15 protein-coding genes are annotated in these 21,866 nt (G+C 69.3%); 7 read left to right on the top strand and 8 right to left on the bottom strand.

The features are described from left to right. Positions 1–87: 87 nt before the first annotated feature. On the bottom strand, positions 88–3,333 hold the full coding sequence (locus tag Q9R02_RS00685; RefSeq protein ID WP_305994715.1) for an Rne/Rng family ribonuclease: 3,246 nt from the start codon (positions 3,331–3,333) through the stop codon (positions 88–90). 471 nt (positions 3,334–3,804) lie between these two features. Here Q9R02_RS00685 and Q9R02_RS00680 point away from each other — a divergent pair, with 471 nt between their 5' ends. The 3 genes from Q9R02_RS00680 (at position 3,805) to Q9R02_RS00670 (ending at position 7,909) form a co-directional block, all read left to right on the top strand. Next, entirely contained in the window at positions 3,805–4,446 is a 642-nt protein-coding gene (locus Q9R02_RS00680) for a vitamin K epoxide reductase family protein (RefSeq protein ID WP_305994714.1), read from the top strand. Between the two features lie 350 nt (positions 4,447–4,796). Then, positions 4,797–6,320, top strand: a complete 1,524-nt coding sequence (locus Q9R02_RS00675) for an MFS transporter (RefSeq protein ID WP_305994713.1) — start codon at positions 4,797–4,799, stop codon at positions 6,318–6,320. Positions 6,321–6,403: 83 nt separating this feature from the next. Beyond that, complete coding sequence (locus Q9R02_RS00670) at positions 6,404–7,909, top strand: amidase (RefSeq protein ID WP_305994712.1); 1,506 nt, start codon at positions 6,404–6,406, stop codon at positions 7,907–7,909. A 93-nt stretch (positions 7,910–8,002) separates the two neighbouring features. Here Q9R02_RS00670 and ndk read toward each other — a convergent pair whose 3' ends face one another. The 6 genes from ndk to Q9R02_RS00640 form a co-directional block, all read right to left on the bottom strand. Further along, the gene (ndk, locus tag Q9R02_RS00665; RefSeq protein WP_305994711.1) at positions 8,003–8,416 is read right to left on the bottom strand and encodes a nucleoside-diphosphate kinase; all 414 of its coding nucleotides are present in this window, start codon (positions 8,414–8,416) and stop codon (positions 8,003–8,005) included. Between the two features lie 58 nt (positions 8,417–8,474). After that, complete coding sequence (locus tag Q9R02_RS00660; protein WP_305994710.1) at positions 8,475–8,912, bottom strand: DUF4233 domain-containing protein; 438 nt, start codon at positions 8,910–8,912, stop codon at positions 8,475–8,477. A 2-nt stretch (positions 8,913–8,914) separates the two neighbouring features. After that, positions 8,915–10,276 (bottom strand): bifunctional folylpolyglutamate synthase/dihydrofolate synthase, encoded by a 1,362-nt coding sequence (locus Q9R02_RS00655; RefSeq protein WP_305994709.1) that lies wholly within the window; start codon positions 10,274–10,276, stop codon positions 8,915–8,917. Next, positions 10,273–13,533: an isoleucine--tRNA ligase gene (gene ileS / locus Q9R02_RS00650; RefSeq protein ID WP_305994708.1), complete on the bottom strand. Its 3,261-nt coding sequence runs from the start codon at positions 13,531–13,533 to the stop codon at positions 10,273–10,275. The genes Q9R02_RS00655 and ileS overlap by 4 nt, the downstream gene beginning before the upstream one ends. A gap of 356 nt (positions 13,534–13,889) precedes the next feature. After that, on the bottom strand, positions 13,890–14,660 hold the full coding sequence (locus Q9R02_RS00645) for an SDR family oxidoreductase (protein ID WP_305994707.1): 771 nt from the start codon (positions 14,658–14,660) through the stop codon (positions 13,890–13,892). 67 nt (positions 14,661–14,727) lie between these two features. Continuing rightward, positions 14,728–15,675: an NADP-dependent oxidoreductase gene (locus tag Q9R02_RS00640; protein WP_425279205.1), complete on the bottom strand. Its 948-nt coding sequence runs from the start codon at positions 15,673–15,675 to the stop codon at positions 14,728–14,730. 115 nt (positions 15,676–15,790) lie between these two features. Here Q9R02_RS00640 and Q9R02_RS00635 point away from each other — a divergent pair, with 115 nt between their 5' ends. Continuing rightward, positions 15,791–16,321 carry a GNAT family N-acetyltransferase gene (locus Q9R02_RS00635; protein ID WP_305994705.1) on the top strand — a complete coding sequence of 177 codons (531 nt, stop codon included), beginning with the start codon at positions 15,791–15,793 and terminating at the stop codon, positions 16,319–16,321. Here the strand turns inward: Q9R02_RS00635 and Q9R02_RS00630 are convergent. Further along, positions 16,311–16,685: a DUF488 domain-containing protein gene (locus Q9R02_RS00630; RefSeq protein WP_305994704.1), complete on the bottom strand. Its 375-nt coding sequence runs from the start codon at positions 16,683–16,685 to the stop codon at positions 16,311–16,313. The two genes, Q9R02_RS00635 and Q9R02_RS00630, sit on opposite strands and share 11 nt — an antisense overlap. 51 nt (positions 16,686–16,736) lie before the next feature. On the opposite strand from Q9R02_RS00630, the gene gluQRS reads away from it, so the two are divergent. From gluQRS to rsgA, 3 genes are all read left to right on the top strand, one after another. Next, complete coding sequence (gene gluQRS / locus Q9R02_RS00625) at positions 16,737–17,630, top strand: tRNA glutamyl-Q(34) synthetase GluQRS (RefSeq protein WP_305994703.1); 894 nt, start codon at positions 16,737–16,739, stop codon at positions 17,628–17,630. A 38-nt stretch (positions 17,631–17,668) separates the two neighbouring features. Further along, complete coding sequence (gene valS, locus Q9R02_RS00620) at positions 17,669–20,287, top strand: valine--tRNA ligase (RefSeq protein ID WP_305994702.1); 2,619 nt, start codon at positions 17,669–17,671, stop codon at positions 20,285–20,287. 301 nt (positions 20,288–20,588) lie between these two features. Next, positions 20,589–21,665 (top strand): ribosome small subunit-dependent GTPase A, encoded by a 1,077-nt coding sequence (rsgA, locus tag Q9R02_RS00615; protein WP_305994701.1) that lies wholly within the window; start codon positions 20,589–20,591, stop codon positions 21,663–21,665. Positions 21,666–21,866 lie beyond the last annotated feature (201 nt).

The following is a 21,866-nucleotide window of genomic DNA, read 5'->3' as shown; positions in this document are numbered from 1 at the left end:
CGGGGGATGTGCCACCAATGTAATACAGCGCAGGGACGCGGCATGTACCACGTCCCTGCGCTGTCCGTCATATCTGCCCGGTGGGCCTCAGAGCTCCGAGGCCGGAACCCCGACGCCCAGCACCAGCGGCTCCTCGCCACTCGGCCCAGTGGCCTTGGACGCCTGGCTGACGGAGGCGCGGCGCACGGTGCCGGTCTCCTCCGCCGCGGTCGCCTCGACCTGCTGCACCTCGGAGGCGCCGGCCGCACTCTGCGCACGGCGGGAACCACGGCTGCGGCGCGGGCTGCGGCGCGGGCTGCGCCGTGCCAGGGCGGGCGCCTCGGCTGCGGCCAGCTCCGGCGTCACCGGACCGGCGGACGCCGCCTCCGCCGGCTCGCCGAGTCCCTCGAAAGCCGCGGCCAGGGCGTCGAGGCTGAAGGCCGGGGCCACGGCAGGTGCCGGAGCCTCGGCGGAGCCGTGCGGCAGCTCGACCTCTTCGCCGCCGATGGTCAAGACGGCAGCCTGACGCTCCGCCCCCTCCTGCGCGGCGTGCAGCTCGTCGTCGTGCACGTGTGCGGCGTGCGCGGCTGCGGCGATGTTCGCGAACACGGCGCGGGTGGCGGCCGCCTTCGCGGCCTTCTCCTCGGTCTCCGGCTCCGCCGGCTGAGGCGCAGCGGGTACCGCTTCCTCCACGGGGGTGTTCCCGGAACGGCCACGGCGGCGCTTGCGCTCCGAGCGCGGGTTCTGCTGGTTGGTGTTCTCCGGGCGCACACCGTGCTGGTGTTCCAGATTGCCGCTCGGGCGGCGATTCTCCAGCGGCTCGTCGTACGTGATGACACCGCGGCCGGCGCACGCCTCGCACTGCTCGCCGAAGACCTCCAGCAGACCGGTGCCCATGCGCTTGCGGGTCATCTGGACCAGGCCCAGTGAGGTGACCTCGGCCACCTGATGCTTGGTGCGGTCGCGGCCCAGGCACTCCACCAGACGGCGCAGCACCAGGTCCCGGTTGGACTCCAGGACCATGTCGATGAAGTCGATGACGATGATGCCGCCGATGTCCCGCAGACGGAGCTGGCGCACCACCTCCTCGGCAGCTTCCAGGTTGTTCTTGGTGACAGTCTCCTCCAGGTTGCCGCCACTGCCCGTGAACTTGCCCGTGTTGACGTCCACCACGGTCATGGCCTCGGTGCGGTCGATCACCAGGGAGCCGCCGGAGGGCAGGAAGACCTTGCGGTCCAGCGCCTTGTGCAGCTGCTCATCGATGCGCCATGCGGAGAAGATGTCCTTCTCCCCGCTCCACTTCTCCAGGCGGCCCACCAGGTCCGGGGCCACGTACGTCACGTAGGCCTCGATGGTGTCCCAGGCGTCCTCGCCGGAGACGATGAGCTTGGAGAAGTCCTCATTGAAGACGTCGCGGACCACCTTGATGGTCAGGTCCGGCTCGCCGTACAGCAGTTCGGGGGCCAGCACCTTGGTGGAGTTCGTCTGGGACTCGATGGACTCCCAGAGCGCCCGCAGACGGTTGATGTCGTTGGTCAGCTCCTCCTCGGACGCACCCTCGGCTGCGGTGCGCACGATCACGCCGGCATTCTCCGGCAGGCGGTCCTTGAGGATCTTCTTCAGACGGTTGCGCTCCACGTCCGGGAGCTTGCGGGAGATACCGGTCATGGAGCCGCCCGGCACATACACCAGGTAGCGGCCCGGCAGGGAGATCTGGCTGGTCAGGCGTGCGCCCTTGTGACCGATCGGGTCCTTGGAGACCTGCACCAGGACGGTGTCGCCGGACTTCAGGGCGTTCTCGATCCGGCGGGGAGCCCCATCCAGGTTCGCGTTGTCCCAGTTGACTTCACCCGCGTACAGCACGGCGTTGCGGCCGCGCCCGATGTCCACGAACGCGGCCTCCATGCTGGGGAGCACGTTCTGGACCTTGCCCAGGTACACATTGCCGATCAGGGAGTCCTGCTGCGTCTTGGAGACGAAGTGCTCGGCGAGCACGCCGTCCTCCAGAACGGCGATCTGGATGCGGTCGTCCTTCTGGCGGACCACCATCTGGCGGTCCACGGACTCGCGGCGGGCCAGGAACTCGGCCTCGGTGATGACCTGACGGCGGCGGCCCGACTCACGGGACTCGCGGCGGCGCTGCTTCTTGGCCTCCAGACGGGTGGAGCCACGGACGCTCGCAACCTTGTTGGAGACGTTCTCGGAGGGAGTGCGAGGGGCACGCACGCGGGTGACCGTGTTGGGCGGATCGTCATCCAGTCCGCCGGTGAGTTCCAGGTCCATCTCGCCGCGGCGACGGCGACGACGGCGGCGGGACGTCACGCCGTCGTTCTCACCCTCGACGTCGTCGTCGGCCTCCTGCTCGGTGGCGTCCCCGGCACGGCCGCGGGAACGGCCGCGACGGCGGCGGCGCGAGCGGCTGGCGGCGCCTTCGCCGCTCTCTTCGGCCTCGTCCTCGTCGTCCTCTTCGTCCTGGGCATCCTCGGCTTGGAAGGCGCGCGTCAGATCCGGGGCGTGGAAGAGCAGCGAGGTGGCGTCCGCGGGAGTCAGGAAGAGGCTGCCCTGAGCCGGTGATTCGGCAACCGGTGATTCGGCGGCCGGTGATTCCACGGCCGGCGCCTCGGGGGCGGTCGCCTCGGCTTCGGTCTCCACCACGGCGGGCGCAGTCTCAGGCGTCTCCTCCACGGCCGGGGATTCTACGGCCGGGGCGGACACGGAGGCGGTCTCCGCCGCCTCGACGACGGCCTCCTCGGAAACCGGCGCGGCCTTGTACTTGCTGGCACGACGGCGCCGGGCGGCCGGGGCGGGAGCTTCCTCCACGGCGTGCTCGGCGACAGCCTCGGCTTCCACCGCAGGCGCCTCGCGCGTCTTCCGGCGACGGCGGGAGGACGAGCTCTTACGGCTCCGCTCGGGCTGCTGCGCAGCGGCGGGCCCGGCCTCCGAGGTCTTGGCGGGCTGCACGGCGGCGGCCTCGGGTGCGGGAGCCTCCACCGGTGCCGGAATCTCGACAGGCGCCGGAGTCTGAACAGGGGCCTGGGCCACCCGGCGGCGGCTCGGCCTGCGCTCGGGGGCCTTCGCCGGCTCCTCCGGGGCGGAGGCCGCGGCTTCGGCCGCAGCCTTCTCCGCTTCCTTCTTGGCCTTGTTGGCCGCCCGCGTGGCGGCGGCCTTGGCGGCGCGCTGCGCCTTCTTCTCCTCGTCGGACAGCTCGGCCTTCGCGGCCTCTGCGACGACGGCTTCGGCGGGGGCACCGACCGGGGCGGAAGCCCGACGGCGCGTGCGCGCGGGCTTCCGGGGAGCCGCGGCGGCGTCCTCCACTGCGGGCGTTGACTCGGCCGGGACGTTCTCGGTATCCATCTATTAACAACATTCCCGTCCCCCGGAGGCCTCCACACCAGGCCCCACGCGGGACGTTTCGCGAAGCCGGCACCCTCGGGCACCGGCGAAAGTCAGCTCTACCCGCCGGCGGCAGAACTCCGCGCGAACGCGGCCTGCCGACCAGCTGCGGGCCAGTGGAGCCGGGAACCCGCCGTACGGAATTACGGCCAAGGTGCCACAGTGGCTTCAGGGCGACCGGGCACCGGGCGGATGTCTCACTCATCCGATCCATTCCGGGCGCCCGACGCATCACGTGGATCTTGCGGGCTGCACACTGGGCCGGGATTCCGGGTGTGGACCGGATCCAGCCGCTCCCATCATCCCACAAAAGATCGGCCGGAGCCCCTCGGCACGGGGCACCGGCCTTTCGGGTTTCCGCCGAGGTCACCTGGTTACAATCAGCGGCATAGGGCCGTACGGCAATCACCGCGTCGAGAGGAATCCCCACACATGAGCAAGGCCGCGGCAGCCGCCTCCACCCTGCCCCCGGATGAGAAGAGTCTGCCGGCGATGACACGCCCCCGGCCCTTCGCCTGGCTCCTGCTGGTGACCGGGATCGTCGGTTTCGCCGCATCCTGGTGGCTCGTCATCGAGAAGCTGGACGTGCTCAAGGACCCGCATCACACCACGATCTGCGACATCAACCCGTGGATCTCCTGCGGCGAGGTCATGCAGACCTGGCAGGCCGAGCTCTTCGGATTCCCCAACATGTTCATCGGGGTCTTCGCGTTCCCGGTCATCGTCGCCACTGCCATGGCACTGTTCGCCGGCGCCCGTTTCAACCGGTGGTACTGGCTCGGCCTGCAGACCGGCGTCACGCTCGGCTTCGCCCTGGTGTGCTGGCTCTGGTCCCAGGCGCTGTACACGATCGGCATCCTGTGCCCGCTCTGCATGGCGGTCTGGGCCATGATGATCCCGATGTTCGTCTGGGTCACCGCGCGCAACATCGCGCACGGCGTCATCCCGGCACCGGCACGGCTGCGCCGGAGCGTGGGCGATTTCGCATGGCCAGTGGTGGCCCTGCTCTACCTCGGCGTCATCGCCTCGATCCTGTTCCGCTTCAGCAACGTGTTCTTCCCCTCCACCATGTGATCGACAGGTGCTCCTGAGGGCCGGTCCGGGATTCCCCGGGACCGGCCCTTGCCGTTTTCCGGCAAGGGCGCTCCCGCGAGCGCGCGTTCTTGTCATGTTTGTGACAAATTTGTGGACGACTTTTCAGAACCTCCTTGACGCGTGTTCCACGTCACACTATGGTGATTTTGGGATCCCAATCCGGGATCCCAACTGCTCCCCTCCAGTAGCACCCCACCTTCGGCGGCTGGAGCCCGGAACGCATTGGCGCGAAGACCGCCCGCTGCAGCACATCGGCTCGGCGCACGGTTCGCCTCCAACGATGCAGGCACGTGGCCCCCACCCGGCCTGCCGCAGAAGGGAGACTCCCCTTGAGCACTCAGCTCACGCCGGAAGACATCGCACTTTCTCAGCAGCAGCATTCCCAGCTCGCCGATGCCATGGATCGCATCGGGCTCAGCAAGGCCCAGAAGATCATCATCCTGCTCGTGGCGATCGGCACCATCTTCGACGCCATCGAGCAGTTCAACATCGGCTACGCCGCCCCGGCGATCCAGCGGGTCTGGCACCTGCAGGACCTCCAGGTGGGTCTCATGAGCACCGCCACCTTCGGCGGGGTCGCCGCGGGCTGTCTGCTGGCAGGCATCGCAGGTGATCTCTGGGGCCGCAAGGTCACGTACCTGTACAACCTGGCTCTCTACACGCTCGGTGCCCTGGTCTGTGCCTTCGCCCCGGACTTCACTGTCCTGGTGATCGGACGCATCCTGGTCGGCATCGGCCTGGGCGGCGAGCTCAACACCGGCGTTACGATCGTCTCCGAGATGGTGCCCACCAAGGTCCGCGGCGCCTGCACCGCGATCGTCCAGGTGGCCGGCGGAGGCCTCGGGATCTTCCTCTCCAGCGCTCTCTCCTGGGCCATCCTGGTACCGGGCGGACAGCTGTTCGGTGGCGACGATGTGAGCTGGCGCTGGCTCCTGGGCGTCCTCGCCGTGCCGGCCCTCCTGGTCTTCGTCTACCGCCGCTACATGCCGGAAAGCCCCCGCTACCTGCTGACCCGCGGCCAGGTGCACGAGGCCAACACCGTCCTGAGCCTGCTCTCCCGCAGCCGGCTCCGCAATGACGGCGGCCCGGTCCACGAGTTCGTCAAGACGCCGGAAGGCCGCACCACGCTCAAGGAGTCCGTCCGCCTTCTGGACATCTTCCGCGGCGCCCTCCGCCGCCGCACGGCGGTCCTGTGGATCGTGTCCTTCATGGCCTTCGGCGCGCAGGACACCATCACCATCTTCATGCCGTCCATCCTGGTCAAGGAAGGCTACGGCGTGGCCACCAGCCTCGGCTTCACCCTGGTCATCAACGCCGGAGGTCTGATCGGCTCCATCCTCGGTGCCTTCGGCGCCCACCAGTGGCGCCGCAAGATCGTCCTGGGCTACGGCTGCCTCGGCGCCGTCGTCACCGCCATCGGCTTCGTCATGTCGCCGAACCTCGGCCTGGTCCTGCTCTTCGGCTCGCTCTTCCAGCTCATGTCCATGGTCCTGAACACCCTCATCTGGGTCTGGGCCCCGGAGATGTACCCCACCCGCGTCCGTGCCTTCGGCGTCGGCGCCTCAGTCTTCATCGCCTCCATGGCCGGCTCGATCATCCCGCCGTTCGCCGGCAAGGTCCTGGAGTCCTTCGGAGCATTCGGGATCTTCGGCATGGTCGTGGCGATGTACCTGATCGCCGCCGTCGCCGTGAAGTTCGGTCCGGAGACCCTCGGGCGCTCCCTGGAGCAGATCTCCGAGCTGGACGACACCGTCGAAGAGCTGGAGGCCGTCCCGGCCACGGTGACCGCCTCCCCGGCCAGCACCGCAGTCGTGCAGCCCAGAACCGCGGGACCGGACACGCTGAGAAGCTGAACGGTCCGCACAAACCCCGGGCCGGCGCGCGACCATGATGGACGTGCGCCGGCCTGACGCCGTGACTTCGACAAGGAATGAGCATGAACCCCGCCACCTCGACCAAACCCCTGCAGGACCTGTCCGTCGTCGAACTCGCGCAGGCGCTCCGCGACGGGACCGTCACGGCCACCCAGGCTGTCACCGAGCGCCTGGACCGCATCGAACGCCTCAACGGCCGGATCGGTGCGATCGTCTCCCCCGGACTGTCCGAGCTGCGGCGCGACGCCCTCGACGCAGCGGCCCGGGCTGACGAGGCCCACGCCCGGGGAGAGCTCCTCGGCCCGCTGCACGGTGTGCCGTTCACCGTGAAGGACACCCTCGCCGTCGCGGGTCTCCCCGCAACCGCCGGTTCCACGATCCTGGCCGGCTACGTGCCGGAGAGCACCGCACCCACCGTTGAACGGATCCTCGCGGCGGGCGCCATCCTGCTGGGGAAGACCAACACCTCCGAGTTCGCCGTCGACATCCACGCCGGCAACCTCCTCTTCGGCGACACCCGCAATCCGCTCGACCTGGACCGCACCCCGGGCGGCTCCACCGGCGGAGAGGCGGCGGCCGTCGCCGCAGGTCTCTCCAGCTTCGGTATCGGGACGGACCTCGGCGGGTCGATCCGCTGGCCCGCGCACTGCACGGGCGTGGTGAGCATGCGGCCCAGCATCGGGCTCCTGCCCGGCACCGGCGCACTCCCCTACGATGTGACCAGCCCCATCGGCCCGCCCAACTCCGCGTCCTTCCTGCACCGGCACATGACGGTGGGACCCATCGCCCGCACCGTGGCCGACGTCGAGCTCCTTGTCCGGCTGATGGCCGGGCCCGACGGCGTCGACTCCCTGTGTGTCCCGGTGGCGGTTCCGCCGTCGTCCGAGGTGCGCCTGAATGAGCTCGACGTCGCGTGGTGCGCGGGTGAGGGGAACGTGCCCGTGCGCGCCGACATCGTCGCCGTGCTGGCCCGGGTCGCCGGGCTGCTGGCCGGGAGTGTGAAGTCCGTGGTGGAGGAACGGCCGGCCCGGCTCGACGAGGCGGCCGGTCTCTTCATCGAACTGCGGGACGCCGAGGGCCTGCCCGAAGTGGATGCCGCGGTCCAGGCGGCCCAGGCGCAGCCGGGGTCCGGGGAGATCACGCCCGGCATTCTCAGCTACCTCGGCGCCATCCGATCCTCGCTCTCCGGGCGGACGGCCGCCGAGGCGCTGGCGAGTCTCTTCGACGCGACTCTCCGCCGTGATGCGGTCCTCGCGTCTGTCACGGCGTTCCTGGACCGTCACCCGGTGCTTCTGCTGCCGGTCGCGAGCGTCACGGCACCGCTCATCGGCACCAGCAGCGAGGAGGTGGAAGGCACCGAAGTCCCCTGGGGCCAGCTGGCATCCAGCTGCCGTGCCGTGAGCATCCTGGACCTGCCGAGCGTCGCGGTCCCCGTGGGCCACGACGCTCACGGACTGCCGATCGGTATCCAGGTGGTCGCCCGGCGCTTCCACGACCACGAGGCCCTTGCCGTGGCGCGCGAAATCGAACGGCTGGCCGGCTTCGTTCAGGGGCCGCTGGCCGTGTGACCTCTCGCTTAACGCCAACTGGTCGGGTCTAACTGTCGGGATGAGAGCCTCATAACGACAGATAGACCCGACCAGTTGGTCTCAGGGAAGCGATCAGAACCAGATGGCGATCTCGCGCTCGGCGGATTCCACGGAGTCGGAGCCGTGCACCAGATTCTGCTGCACGGCCAGGCCCCAGTCGCGGCCGAAGTCGCCGCGGATGGTGCCGGGCGCCGCCGTCGTCGGATCCGTGACGCCGGCCAGGGAGCGGAAGCCCTCGATGACGCGCTCGCCTTCGAAGATGGCGGCGACGACGGGGCCGGACTGCATGAACTCCAGCAGCGGCTCGTAGAAGGGCTTGCCTTCGTGCTCGGCGTAGTGCTGCTCCAGCAGCTCGCGGCCGGCGCTCAGCTTCTTCAGCTCGGCCAGGACATAGCCCTTGGCTTCGATGCGGGCCAGAATGGCGCCGGACAGCTGGCGGCGGACGCCGTCAGGCTTGATGAGGACAAGGGTGCGCTCAGTGCTCACAGGTTCTCCAGATGAAGAGGGTCGGTTCAGTAACGATTCTATGGGGTACCGCGGCGGCTCAGGCTTCGTCCGGATGCTCGGCTTCCCAGCGCGCCTGCTCGGCGTCCCGCTGCTTCTGCTCCACGTCCAACCGGCCGCCGGCGCGCAGACCGTACCACCACGCGATGGCGAACAGCACGCCGATCAGGAACATCATCGGTTCCAGGAAACCGGCGGCGATCAGCAGCAGCTGGATGGCCCAGCCCAGGCCGTAGCCCCACGGCTTCCGCAGGACGGCGCACGCCAGGATCATCAGCACACTCAGCCCGATGCCGACCCAGAGCAGCACCGGGGCCATCGGGTCGCTCTTGCGCAGCCCGAAGATCACCAGGGCGGCGAAGAACATCACGAAGGCCTCCAGCACCAGGACGGTGGAAGCGAACGTGGTCTTGACGGAGCGTGCCTTCTTGGGGGTCCCGGGACGCCACTCGCGCTGGGCGCGCGTCGGTTTCGCCATGCTCACGCCTCCTTCGCCTGCAGGAGAACACGGGCTTCGGCCACCACGGTGATGGAGCCGGTGATGAGCACGCCACCGGCCAGGTCGTCATTGGCCTCGGCGCGTTCCACGGCCCATTCGATGGCGTCGTCCAGTTTCTCCGCGATGTGCACGTTCTCCTCGCCCCAGCCGAGGTCCACGGCCAGCTCGGCGAGCTCCGCGGCGGGAATCGCCCGTGGTGAGGTGGACTGCGTCAGGCAGATCTCCTCCGCCAGGTCTCCCAGGGACTCCTTGAGCTGGGTGAGGATCTCCTCGGCGTCCTTCTCCTGAAGGACGCCCAGGACCACCACGAGCTTGCTGAAGTTGAACGCCTCCCGGAGCGCCTCGGCAGAGACGCGGATGCCGTCCGGGTTGTGGGCGGCGTCCACGATGATGCTGGGGGCGGTGCGGACCACTTCCAGGCGGCCCGGGGAGGTCACCTCGGCGAAGGCCTCCACGAGGACGTCCCGGTCCAGCTCACGCTCGCCACCGCCGAAGAACGCCTCCAGCGCGGCCACGGCCACGGCGGCGTTCTCCGCCTGGTGGGCACCGTGCAGCGGCACGAAGAGGTCCTCGTAGCGGCCGGCCAGGCCCTGCACGGTGACCAGCTGTCCGCCGACGGCCACGGAGCGCGAGTCCACGCCGAACTCGACGCCCTCGAAGCGGAACGGGACGTCGAGCTCCCTTGCCTTCTCCAGGAGCACCTGGGCGGCGTCGCGCGGCTGGGCCGCGCTCACCAGGAAGCCGCCCGGCTTGATGATGCCGGCCTTCTCCACGGCGATCTCCCCCGTGGTGTCGCCCAGCAGATCCGTGTGGTCGAGGGAGATCGGGGTGATCACGGAGACCGCGCCGTCGCCCACATTGGTGGCGTCCGTGATGCCGCCCAGGCCGACTTCGATGACGGCCACATCCACCGGCTGGTCCGCGAACACCGCGTACGCCAGGATGGTCAAGCACTCGAAGTAGGTCAGGCGCGGCTGGGACGCGGCCTCCAGCTCGGAGTCCACGATCGCCAGGTACGGGCGGATCTCATCCCAGATCCGCACGAAGGTGGCGTCATCCACGGGCTCACCGTTGACGCTGATGCGCTCCGTCACCTTGGACAGGTGCGGGCTCGTGTACCGGCCGGTGGTGAGGCCGTGGGCCATCAGACCGCGCTCGATCATCCTGGCGGTGCTGGTCTTGCCGTTCGTGCCCGTGATGTGGACGATGGGGCACGCCTTGTTCGGCTCCCCCAGGACCTCCATGGCCCGGAACAGCGGAGCCAGGCGCGGTTCCATCTTGTTCTCCGGGGCACGGCCCAGGAGTTCCGCGTAGACGCTTTCCACCGAGAATTCGTCGCTCATGCCTGCACCTTCTCCACGGTCACGGTCGCCTCGGCGGCCTCCTGCAATTCCAGCTCCAGGGAGAGGGTCTCCCCCTTGACCAGCTCGGCATGGGTGCCGAGCGCGGCCACGGTGGCGGCGTCGGCGGACACCACCGTGCGGATCCGGTCCGAGACCTCCAGACCGGCGTCCTTGCGGGCCTGCTGGATGGCGCGGATCATGTCACGGGCCACGCCTTCGGCTTCGAGTTCCGGGGTGACTTCGGTGTTCAGGACCACGAAGCCGCCGCCCGGCAGCACAGCCGCTGCACGCGAGGAGGCGCCCTCCGCCTCGGCGACCACGGTCTCCAGCACGTACTCGTGCTCCTCGAGCGCCAGACCGCCCGCGGTGACCACGCCGTCGTCGTCCACGGACCAGTCTCCGGATTTGCTCGCCTTGATGACCGTCTGGACGTTCTTACCCAGGCGCGGGCCGGCGGCCCGGGCGTTGACCACGAGCTTCTGTTCGATGCCGAACTCCTCCGGGGACGCGGTCTCGGCGTCCAGGACGCGGACCTTCCGGACGTTGAGTTCGTCGGCGACGACGCCGGCGAACGCTTCCAGCGTCGCTCCGGCGGGCGCCACTACGGTGAGCTCCTGCAGCGGCAGGCGCACGCGCAGCTTGGCGGCCTTGCGGAGGGAGGAACCGGTGGAGCAGATCTGCTGGACGCGGTCCATCGCGGCGACGAGCCCGGCATCCTGCGGGAAGAGGGCGGCCTCGGGGTAGTCGGTCAGGTGCACCGAGCGGCCGCCGGTGAGGCCACGCCAGATCTCCTCCGCTACGAGCGGCAGGAGCGGGGCGGCGGCCCGGGTCACGGCCTCCAGTGCGGTGTACAGGGCGTCGAAGGCGTCGGCGTTCTCGTCGAAGAAGCGCTGGCGGCTGCGGCGGACGTACCAATTCGTGAGCATGTCCAGGTACTCGCGCAGCGCGTCGCAGGCGTCGGAGATGTCGTACGCGTCCAGGGACGCCTTGACGGTCTCCACGAGCCCACCCGTGTTGGCCAGCAGGTAGCGGTCCAGCTCGTCCGTGTAGCCGTCGTAACGGAGCTTCGCCTCGTAGCCGGCGCCGCCGCCGGCGGTGTTGGAGTAGAGGGTGAAGAAGCTGTAGACGTTCCACAGGGGCAGCAGCACCTGGCGGACGCCGTCGCGGATGCCCTGCTCGGTGACGATCAGGTTGCCGCCGCGCAGGATGGGGCTGGACATGAGGAACCAGCGCATGGCGTCGGAGCCGTCACGGTCCAGGACCTCGGAGACGTCCGGGTAGTTGCGCAGGGACTTGGACATCTTCTGCCCGTCCGAGCCGAGGACGATGCCGTGGCTGATGACGTTGCGGAAGGCCGGGCGGTCGAAGAGCGCGGTGGACAGGATGTGCAGCATGTAGAACCAGCCGCGGGTCTGCCCGATGTACTCGACGATGAAGTCCGCCGGGTTGTGGGTGGTGAACCAGTCCTCGTTCTCGAACGGGTAGTGGACCTGGCCATACGGCATGGAGCCTGAGTCGAACCAGACGTCCAGCACGTCCTCCACACGGCGCAGCGTGCCGCCACAGCCCTCGTGGACGCGGGTGAGCTCGTCGATGAACGGGCGGTGCAGGTCCGTCTCGCCGGCGTGGTTGACGGGTAGGCGGCCGAAAGCCTCCTGCATCTCGGCCAGGGAGCCGTACACCTCACGGTGCTCGCACTCCTCACCGTCGCACTGCCACACCGGGATGGGGCTGCCCCAGAAGCGGTTGCGGGAGATGGACCAGTCGCGGGCGTTGGCCAGCCACTTGCCGAACTGGCCGTCCTTGACGTTGCCGGGGATCCAGTTGATGTCCTGGTTCAGCTCCAGCATGCGGTCCTTGAAGGTGGTCACGGAGACGTACCAGGAGGAGACGGCGCGGTAGATCAGGGGCGTGCGGCAGCGCCAGCAGTGCGGGTAGCTGTGCTCGTAGCTGGCCTGGCGGACCAGACGGCCGGCGGCCTTGAGGTGCTGGGTGATGGTCTTGTTGGCATCGAAGACCTGGACGCCGGCGATGTCGGCCAGCTCGCCGTGCTTGAACAGCGGGAGGAACTTGGCGCCCTCATCCACGGAGAGGACCACGGGGATGCCGTTGGCTTCACAGACCTTCTGGTCATCCTCACCGTAGGCGGGGGCCTGGTGAACCAGGCCGGTGCCGTCGGTGGTGGTGACGTAGTCGGCCACCAGGATGCGCCAGGCGTTCTCGGTGCCGTACTTCTCCGCATCGGCGAAGTCGTCCCAGAGGCGCTGGTAGCCCACGCCCTCGAGCTGGGCGCCCGTGTAGGTGGCGGTGACCGCCTCGGTGGCGGCAGCGGCGTCGTCGTAGCCCAGATCCTTGGCATAGGCGCCCAGCAGATCCGCGGCGATCAGGAAGCGCGCGTCGGCGGGCACCTCGGAGGCCTTGACGCCGTTCGGTCCCACCGGAACCACGGCGTACTGGATCTCAGGGCCGACGGCGAGCGCGGCGTTGGTGGGGAGGGTCCAGGGCGTGGTGGTCCAGGCGAGGGCCAGGACGCCTTCCAGCTCCTGGGAGACCGGGTTCTCTCCCGCCACGATGGGGAAGGTGACCGTGACGGTCTGGTCCTGACGGTTCTTGTAGACGTCGTCGTCCATGCGCAGCTCATGGTTGGAGAGCGGCGTCTCATCCTTCCAGCAGTACGGGAGGACGCGGTAGCCGTTGTAGGTCAGACCCTTCTCATGCAGCTGCTTGAAGGCCCAGATGACGGATTCCATGTACTCGACGTTGAGCGTCTTGTAGTCGTTCTCGAAGTCCACCCAGCGGGCCTGAGCGCGGACGTAGTCCTTCCACTCATCCGCGTACTTCATGACGGAGGCGCGGCAGGCGTCGTTGAACTTGTCGATGCCCATGGCGGCGATCTGGGTCTTGTCCGTCATGCCCAGCTGCTTCATGGCCTCCAGCTCGGCGGGCAGGCCGTGGGTGTCCCAGCCGAAGCGGCGCTCCACACGCTTGCCGCGCTGGGTCTGGTAGCGGCCCACCAGGTCCTTGGCGTAGCCGGTCAGAAGGTGGCCGTAGTGCGGCAGGCCGTTGGCGAAGGGCGGGCCGTCATAGAAGACGAACTCGTTGCTCCCATCGACCCCGGCGTCACGCTGATCGATGCTGGCCTGGAAGGTGCCGTCCTCATCCCAGTACTTGAGGATGCGCTTCTCGATCTCGGGGAAGCGGACGGAGGCGGAGACGGTGCGATCCTCGCTGGAGGAGACCTTGGGGTAAATGGTCACTGTGGCGTCCTGGCGTTTACGGCGTGCAACCGCGAGGACGCTTCCCTGCCGCTGGGGACAGGTGGCGCGGTACCACCCCGCTTGCCCCCGTCCCGCTCACGCGGGCCGGTGGCCTCTCATTGAGACGCTGTGACGGGCGCGCCCGTCCGGTTCTACTCACCCGCTGGCGCGTACGACGACGCGTGGTGCGGGTTTTCTTCCGGAAGCTCACCGGTGATGGCCGGGTCGGTGCTTTGTGTCCAGTTTAGCGGATGGGCGCCCGGCCTGGGTCCCCGCGCCCGGGCGCCTCCGATGCCCGCCGCTCCTCGCTGAACTCGCTATCAGGCGTGATGAGCGGCGCCCCCGGGAAGGAGTAGTCAGCCGAGCGGGCCGCGCAGGAGCTTGTGGGCTGCGGGCTGGGCCACCGGGCGGATGGTGACGTGCGCCAGGTTCACATGGTGCGGCGCCTGGACCGCGTAGGCGATCAGATCCGCGACGTCCTCGGCGAGCAGCGGGCTCTCCACGCCCTGGTAAACCTTGGCGGCGGCGTCCGCATCGCCCAGGCGCCGCAGGGCGAACTCCTCCGTCTGGACCAGGCCCGGTGCCACCTCGATGACGCGGACGTTGTGCTCGGCCTCTTCCAGGCGCAGGGCGTCATTGAGGGCGGCCTGGCCGAACTTGGCCGCGTTGTAGCCGGCGCCGCCCTCGTAGGCGACGTGGCCGGCGGTGGACGTGACATTCAGGACGGTGCCGTGGCCCGTGGCCCGGAGCATCGGGAGGAAGGCACGGGTCAGCTTGAGGGTGCCCAGAACGTTGACGCGGAACATCCACTCCCAGTCCTCCACAGACGCCTCGGCCACGCGGTCCGCACCGCGTGCTCCCCCGGCGACGTTGACGAGGGTGTCGATGCCGCCTGTTTCGCCGACGATCGCAAGGAGGCGCGCGACGTCGTCGTCCTCCGCGATATCCGCGGTGAGTGCGACGGCGCCGGTCTCCTCCGCGAGCGCCGCGAGTCGGTCTTCACGGCGTGCGACGGCGAACACGGTCCAGCCGTCCGCACGGAGCCGGCGGACAGTGGCCTCGCCGATGCCGGTGCTGGCTCCGGTGACGAGGGCGGAACGGGGCACGGTGGTGTTCGCGGAGGTCATGACACCACTTTAAGGGGCGCACGGGCGTGCCGCTTTCAGGAGATCAGGGGCACACGAGATCAGGGGTTCAGGGGATCAACACGACCTTGCCGCCGGGATGACCCTGCATCACATGCCGCACGGCCTCCCGCGCATTGCCCAGCAGGTACGTGGCGGCCACCGGTACACGCAGCAGTCCCCTGCCTGCGAGTGCCACCAGATCTGCACGCGCCGCATCGCGGAACAGGGCACTGTCCGGCCGGGTGCCCGCGAGCGCCCGGAATCCGTACCCCGCGGCCCGCCGTGGGGCAGCGATGGTCACGATGCGGTCCCGGTCCTTCACCAGCTCCAGGGATACATCCACGGCCTCCTCGGTCCCGGCGGCATCCAGCGCGGCATCGATACCGGAGCGGCCCAGCTCGCGCAGCGTGGCTTGCACGCGGGCCAGCAGCCCGGGCCCATGCGCCACGGGGTGTCCGCCGAACCGGGTCACCGCGTCGAAGCGTCCGGGTGAGGCGGTGCCGATGACTGTGATGCCGCGCAACGCGGCGAGCTGGAGCACGACGGCGCCCACGGCACCGGAGGCGGCATGCACCAGGATCGTCTCGCCGGGCGCTGCACCGGCCGCGTCGAGCATCTCGGCAGCGGTGGTGCCGGCCAGGAGAAGGTTCGCCGCCTCCGCGTGCGCCAGGGACGCAGGCTTGAGCAGGACCTTGTCCGCCGGGACGGTCAGTTCCGTGGCGTAGCCTCCGCGGACGCGGAACGCGAGGACCTCGTCGCCCACGGCCACTGGCCCGGTGACGATGGACGTGCCGGGTCCCACGGCGGTGATCTCGCCGGAGACTTCGTAGCCGATCGGCACGGGCAGTCCGATGCCGGGCCGGGGCGCGGCCACGTGTTTGGCGTCGGCGGGGTTGACCCCGGCGGCGTGGACGCGGATGGTCACTTCGCCGGCGCCGGGTGCGGCGGGCGTGTACTCCTCGAAACTCCAGTGATCTGGAGTGCCCCAGCTCCCCGCGATCCAGTGCCAGGCCATCGGTGCACGCTCCTTCAGTTCAGCTCCGCCCTCGGCGCTCTGACGGTCAGTCACCGCCAGTCTCCCAGGTCGGCGCGTCCGCAGGTCCGTCCACGCCGTCCCGTACGGTGAATCCATGACGCCCCAGCAGACAGCCCGGCTCCTCTTCCGCGAAATGCTGCCGGCCGATGTGGATGACATGGCCCGGCTGCTCGGCGATCCGGACGTCATGCATTTCTACCCAAGGCCCAAGACTCGTGCCGAGGCACTGGACTGGATCGAATGGAACCGCCGGAACTATCGCGAACACGGCTATGGGCTCTGGATCCTTGAGGACCGCGACGGGCGATTCGTGGGAGATTGCGGGCTCACCTGGCAGCGGGTCAACGGTCTGCCACGCCTCGAGGTGGGCTATCACGTCCTGCCGGAGTTCCAAGGGCACGGCCTGGCCACCGAGGCGGCATCCGCCTGCCGGGACCACGCCCGCGAGGTCCTCCTTGCTCCGGAACTGGTGGCCATCATCCATCCGGAGAACCTCGCCTCGCGCCGCGTGGCGGAGAAGCTCGGCATGGAACATCGCGAGGACGATCGTCCCGGCACGGCTGACGCCCGGACCGTCATGGCGATGGACCTTCACCCGAGCACTGACGGCCCCCTCACCCGGTGAGGCGTCCCTCCAGGTAGTTCCTCAGCACCGTCGCGTGGTTCACGTCCCGGTCCTTCGCCGCATACAGCAGCACCACGTCCGTCCCGGACCGGAGGAGGTCCAGGACATGCTCCACCGGCTCGTGGTGCCCGTCCAGCTCGCTCCGGTAGGCGGCGGCGAAGGCTGCGAACCGCGACTCCATGTGGTCGAAATCCTTCCGGAGTCCCGGGCTCGGAGCGATGTCCTTGAGCCACTCATCCAGGGCCGCCCGTTCCTTGGTGACACCCCGGGGCCACAACCGGTCCACCAGGACCCGGTACGGCCCCTCCAGGACCTCGTCATAGATCCGTGCGATGCTCAGCGTTCCCTGCGTCTGTGTGCCCATATCCCATGCTAGGCACCGCCCTCTCCGCGGGGACCCGGCTAGGGTGTCCATGTGGAAAACCCCGGTGCCGGACGCTTCGCCCCCTCCCCCAGCGGTGAGCTGCATTTCGGCAATCTCCGCACGGCGCTTCTCGCCTGGCTCTTCGCCCGCAGCACGGGACGCCGCTTCCTCCTCCGCGTGGAGGACCTGGACCGCGTGCGGGCCCGGGCGGAGGAATCACAGCTGCGCGACCTCGCCGCCGTGGACGTGACCTGGGACGGCGAGGTGGTGCGTCAGTCGGAGCGCGGCGAGCTGTACACCGCCGCGCTTGACCGCCTCGTGGCGGACGGCCGCACCTTCGAGTGCTTCTGCACCCGCCGGGACATCGCCGAAGCCGCCTCCGCCGCCCATGGCCCGGTCCCCCTCTACCCCGGCACCTGCCGCGAGCTCAGCGAGGAGGAGCGGCAGGAGCACCTTCGCGAACGTCCCGCCGCGTTGCGCTTCCGCTCGGGCGGCGGCACGGAACGCTTCACCGACGCCGTGGCGGGCGACCATGAGGGCCCGGTGGACGACGTCGTCCTCCGACGCAACGACGGCGCGGTCGCCTACAACCTGGCCGTCGTCGTCGACGATGCCGCGCAGGGCATCGACCAGGTGGTCCGCGGAGATGACCTGCTCCCCTCGACCCCCACACAACTCCGCCTGGGGCGCGTGCTGGGCTTCGCACCGCCGTCGTACGCGCATGTGCCCTTGGTGCTGGGGCCTACCGGCAAGCGGCTGGCCAAGCGCGACGGCGCGGTGACCCTCACCGATCTGGCTGCGGAAGGGTTGACGGCCGGCGCAGTCCGGGACGCGCTGCTGCGATCGCTCGCTCTGCCGGAAGGTCCGCTGGAGCAAGCCCTGGCCGCATTCGACCCGGCGCGGCTCCCTCGCGAACCGTGGGTGTTCACCGGCACACTCGGCTGAGGCCGGCTCCGTGCGGCGGGCATGAAAGAATTGATCTTATGACTGACGCGACGCAGGGTACAGACACGCCCGAAACCACCGCCATCACCGTTCCCGAGAAGCCGGCCCTGGAGGGCCTGGAAGCCAAGCTCACCGAGCGCTGGCTTGAGGACGGCACCTACAAGTTCCAGCAGGACACCACCCGGGCCGAAGTCTACTCGATCGACACGCCCCCTCCCACGGCCTCCGGCTCGCTGCACGTGGGACACATGTTCTCCTTCACCCAGACGGACGTCCTGGCGCGCTACCAGCGCATGCAGGGCAAGAACGTCTTCTACCCGATGGGCTGGGACGACAACGGCCTGCCCACCGAGCGCCGCGTCCAGAACTACTACGGCGTCCGCTGCGATCCGGCCATCCCGTACCAGGAGGGCTACCAGCCGCCGGCCGAGCCCGCCAAGAACCAGCGTGACTGGGACGTGGTGTCCCGCCGAAACTTCATCGAGCTGTGCGAGCGCCTGGCCGTGGAGGACGAGAAGGTCTTCGAGCACCTCTTCAAGACGCTCGGCCTGTCCGTGGACTGGGACATGACCTACCGGACCATCGACGACGCGTCCCGGGCCGTCTCCCAGCGCGCCTTCCTGGCCAACTACGCCGCCGGTGACGCCTACCTCTCCGAGGCCCCCACCCTGTGGGACGTGACCTTCCGGACCGCCGTGGCCCAGGCCGAGCTGGAGGACCGTGAGGTCGCCGGTGCCTACCACCGCTACCCGTTCTTCACGGAGACCGGCGAGAAGATCTTCATCGAGACCACCCGTCCCGAGCTCCTCGCCGCCTGTGCCGCCCTCGTGGCGAACCCGGACGACGAGCGCTACCAGCCGCTGTTCGGCAAGAAGGTCACCTCTCCGCTGTTCGGCGTCGAGGTGGAAGTCCGGGCACACCCGCTCGCCAAGGCGGACAAGGGCTCCGGCATCGCCATGGTCTGCACATTCGGCGACCTGACCGACGTGACCTGGTGGCGTGAGCTGCAGCTGCCCACCCGCGCGATCATCGGCCGTGACGGCCGCGTGACCGCCGAGACCCCGGAATGGATCACCACCGACGCCGGCCGCGAGGCCTACGCGAGGATCGCCGGCAAGACCTCGTTCTCCGCCAAGGAGGCCGTGGTGGAGATGCTGCGCGAGCAGGACCTCCTGGACGGCGAGCCGAAGAAGATCATGCACGCCGTGAACTTCTTCGAGAAGGGCGACAAGCCCCTCGAGGTAGTCACCAGCCGCCAGTGGTACATCCGCAATGGCGGACGCGATGAGGACCGCCGTGAGCGCCTCATCCAGCGCGGCCGCGACATCGACTTCCACCCGGCCTTCATGCGTTCCCGCTACGAGAACTGGATCGAGGGCCTGAACGGCGACTGGCTGGTCTCCCGTCAGCGCTTCTTCGGCGTTCCCGTGCCGGTCTGGTACGCGCTGGATGCCGAGGGCAACCCGGACTACGAGTCCCCGATCGTACCCACGGATGAGATGCTGCCGGTGGATCCGGCCGCGGACACCGCCCCCGGCTTCACTGAGGATCAGCGTGGCGTGGCCGGCGGCTTCGTGGGCGACGCCGATGTGCTGGACACCTGGGCCACGTCCGCCCTGACCCCGCAGATCGTGGGCGGCTGGAGCCGGAACGAGGACCTCTTCGCCAAGGTGTTCCCGTTCGATCTGCGCCCGCAGGGCCACGACATCATCCGCACCTGGCTCTTCTCCTCCGTGGTCCGCGCGGACGCCCTCCAGGACGTGTCCCCGTGGAAGCACGCCGCCATCTCCGGCTGGATCCTGGACCCGGACCGCAAGAAGATGTCCAAGTCCAAGGGCAACGTGGTGGTCCCCACCGCCGTGCTCGAGGAATTCGGTTCCGACGCCGTCCGCTACTGGGCCTCCTCCGCCAAGCTCGGCGCGGACACCGCGTACGAGATCGCGCAGATGAAGATCGGCCGCCGCCTGGCCATCAAGCTGCTCAACGCCTCCAAGTTCGTCCTGAACCTGGGCGCCACCGAGGCATCCGTGCTCAGCGCGGACAGCGCCGTGCTGTCCAACCCGCTGGACCGCGGCCTGCTGAACCAGCTGGCCGACGTCGTGCGCCAGGCCACCGAGGCGTTCGAGAAGTACGACTACGCCCGTGCCCTGCAGGTGAGCGAGTCCTTCTTCTGGCAGTTCACGGACGACTACGTGGAGCTCATCAAGGACCGTGCCTACGGAGCCCAGGGCGAGGAAGGCCAGGCCTCCGTGCTGGCGGCCCTCGCCACCACGCTGGACGCCCTGCTGCGCCTCTTCGCCCCGTTCCTGCCCTTCGCCACTGAAGAGGTCTGGAGCTGGTGGCGTTCCGGTTCGGTGCACCGCGCCGCCTGGCCGGCGCCGCTGTCCGTGGACGGCGACGCCACCCTGCTCAGCACCGTGGGCGAGGCCCTGTCCGGTCTGCGCAAGGCCAAGTCGGAGGCGAAGGTCAAGCAGCGCACCGAGGTGCTCTCCGCGACCGTGTCCGCGTCCGCCGCCCGCGTCGCGCAGCTTCAGGCCGGCCTGTCCGACCTCAAGGCCGCCGCGAACGCCCGCGAGATCACGCTGGAAGCCGCCGACGGCGAGCTGACCGTGGGCGCCGTCGAGCTGGCTCCCGCTGAGGCACCCGTCCAGGGCTGACGATTCAGCGCTGACACCACGCACCATCGTCCCGAAGGGGTGGCCCCGCACTGCGCGGGGCCACCCCTTCGGGGTTCATGCTAGGGTGATCAGCATCACGCGGCCCTCACGGCCCGCGGCTCACGAGACGAAAAGGAGGTGTGACCATGACTGTCGCGCTCATGGTCGCCGTGCCCGGCGACGCTTCGACCTCACACACCTCCCTCGTCTCCGCCTGAGCGTCCACCTGTCCTGATTCGCCCCCGGCCCATGCCGGACTGCGCCACGGACGCTCGAGGAGACCCATCGAAAGAGTCTTCTCGTGTCTTCTCACCTCATGGATTCACCCCTGCTGCACGATCATGGCTGGAACGCCGAGTGGCAGGAAACCTTCATCGAGCACGCGACGCCGGGTGCCGTCCCCGCGCGCGTCCTCCGCGCCGAGCGCGGTCTCTGCGACGTCGTGACCGCGGACGGCCAGGCCCGGATCGCTGTGCCGCCAGGCGGCCACGATTCCGCAGCGTCACCCGTCACCGGGGACTGGATCACCTTCCTTCCCGGGAGAGCCTGCGACGACGCGCGGTTCCTCACCGTGCTCCCGCGCAGCACAGTGCTCTCGCGAGCCTCCGCCGGGGGCAGTTCCCGCGAGCAGATCCTGGCGGTCAACGTGGACACCGTGGTGGTCGCCGTATCCCTTGCCGGGACCCTGCGGCACACCCGGACCGAGCGTCTCCTCTCCCTCGCCTGGGCCTCCGGCGCCACTCCGGTGATGGCCCTGACCAAAGCCGACGAGCATTCCGCACCGGAGAGCGCCGTGGTGGAGGTCGGGGACCTGGCGCCCGGCGTGGACGTGATCGCCACCAGTTCCCGGACGGGAGCCGGTGTGGAGGAGCTCCGCGCCGCGATCCACGGCACCGTGGCCCTCATCGGCCCGTCCGGGGCCGGAAAGTCGAGCCTCGGCAATCGTCTCCTCGGCTCCGAACTGCTCGCCACGGGTGAAGTCCGGGCCGTGGACGGCAAGGGCCGGCACACCACGGCCTGGCGGGAGCTCCTCCCGGTCCCTGGCGGCGGCGTCCTGCTGGACACACCCGGGCTCCGCTCCGTCGGGGTGACCCGCTCGGAGGTGGCCGTGGGCGAGACGTTCTCCGATCTGGAGGAACTTGCGGAGCAGTGCCGCTTCTCCGATTGCGCCCACGACCGGGAGCCGGGGTGCGCGGTCCGTTCCGCGATCAGCGCCGGATGGATCACCGAACGGCGGCTGGACAGCTACCGGAAGCTGCGGCGGGAAGCGGACCGGCTGGCGGCACGAACGGATGCCCGCCTCCGGGCGGAACGTCTGGCCCAGTTCAAGTCGATGGCCCACCAGCAGCGGGCCGCGTCCAAGGAGCGTCAAGCGTAAAGGGGTCCGCAGCGCTGAGACGGGCCGCTCCGGACGCACCTGCACCCGGGCAAAGGGGAAGCCCCATCGGCGAATCGCCGTCGGTGGGGCTTCGACTTTCGGCCGCTTGGTGACGTTCCGCGCGGTCTGGCGGATTCCTCGGACGGCAGGTCTTGCCACCTCGTCACCGGTGGCCGGTTCCTGGCTTCGCCGATGGCTGCG

Source organism: Arthrobacter horti (genome assembly GCF_030731045.1).
Classification (GTDB): Bacteria; Actinomycetota; Actinomycetes; order Actinomycetales; family Micrococcaceae; genus Arthrobacter_E; species Arthrobacter_E nanjingensis.
This window is presented reverse-complemented; position numbering and strand designations above follow the sequence as displayed.

What these genes read in the sequence shown, in the direction of transcription:
- Q9R02_RS00685 (WP_305994715.1), bottom strand. Translation starts at nt 3,333, where the DNA reads ATGGATACCGAGAACGTCCCGGCCGAGTCAACGCCCGCAGTGGAGGAC.
- Q9R02_RS00680 (WP_305994714.1), top strand. Translation starts at nt 3,805, where the DNA reads ATGAGCAAGGCCGCGGCAGCCGCCTCCACCCTGCCCCCGGATGAGAAG.
- Q9R02_RS00670 (WP_305994712.1), top strand. Translation starts at nt 6,404, where the DNA reads ATGAACCCCGCCACCTCGACCAAACCCCTGCAGGACCTGTCCGTCGTC.
- Q9R02_RS00660 (WP_305994710.1), bottom strand. Translation starts at nt 8,912, where the DNA reads ATGGCGAAACCGACGCGCGCCCAGCGCGAGTGGCGTCCCGGGACCCCC.
- Q9R02_RS00655 (WP_305994709.1), bottom strand. Translation starts at nt 10,276, where the DNA reads ATGAGCGACGAATTCTCGGTGGAAAGCGTCTACGCGGAACTCCTGGGC.
- Q9R02_RS00645 (WP_305994707.1), bottom strand. Translation starts at nt 14,660, where the DNA reads ATGACCTCCGCGAACACCACCGTGCCCCGTTCCGCCCTCGTCACCGGA.
- Q9R02_RS00640 (WP_425279205.1), bottom strand. Translation starts at nt 15,675, where the DNA reads ATGGCCTGGCACTGGATCGCGGGGAGCTGGGGCACTCCAGATCACTGG.
- Q9R02_RS00635 (WP_305994705.1), top strand. Translation starts at nt 15,791, where the DNA reads ATGACGCCCCAGCAGACAGCCCGGCTCCTCTTCCGCGAAATGCTGCCG.
- Q9R02_RS00630 (WP_305994704.1), bottom strand. Translation starts at nt 16,685, where the DNA reads ATGGGCACACAGACGCAGGGAACGCTGAGCATCGCACGGATCTATGAC.
- valS (WP_305994702.1), top strand. Translation starts at nt 17,669, where the DNA reads ATGACTGACGCGACGCAGGGTACAGACACGCCCGAAACCACCGCCATC.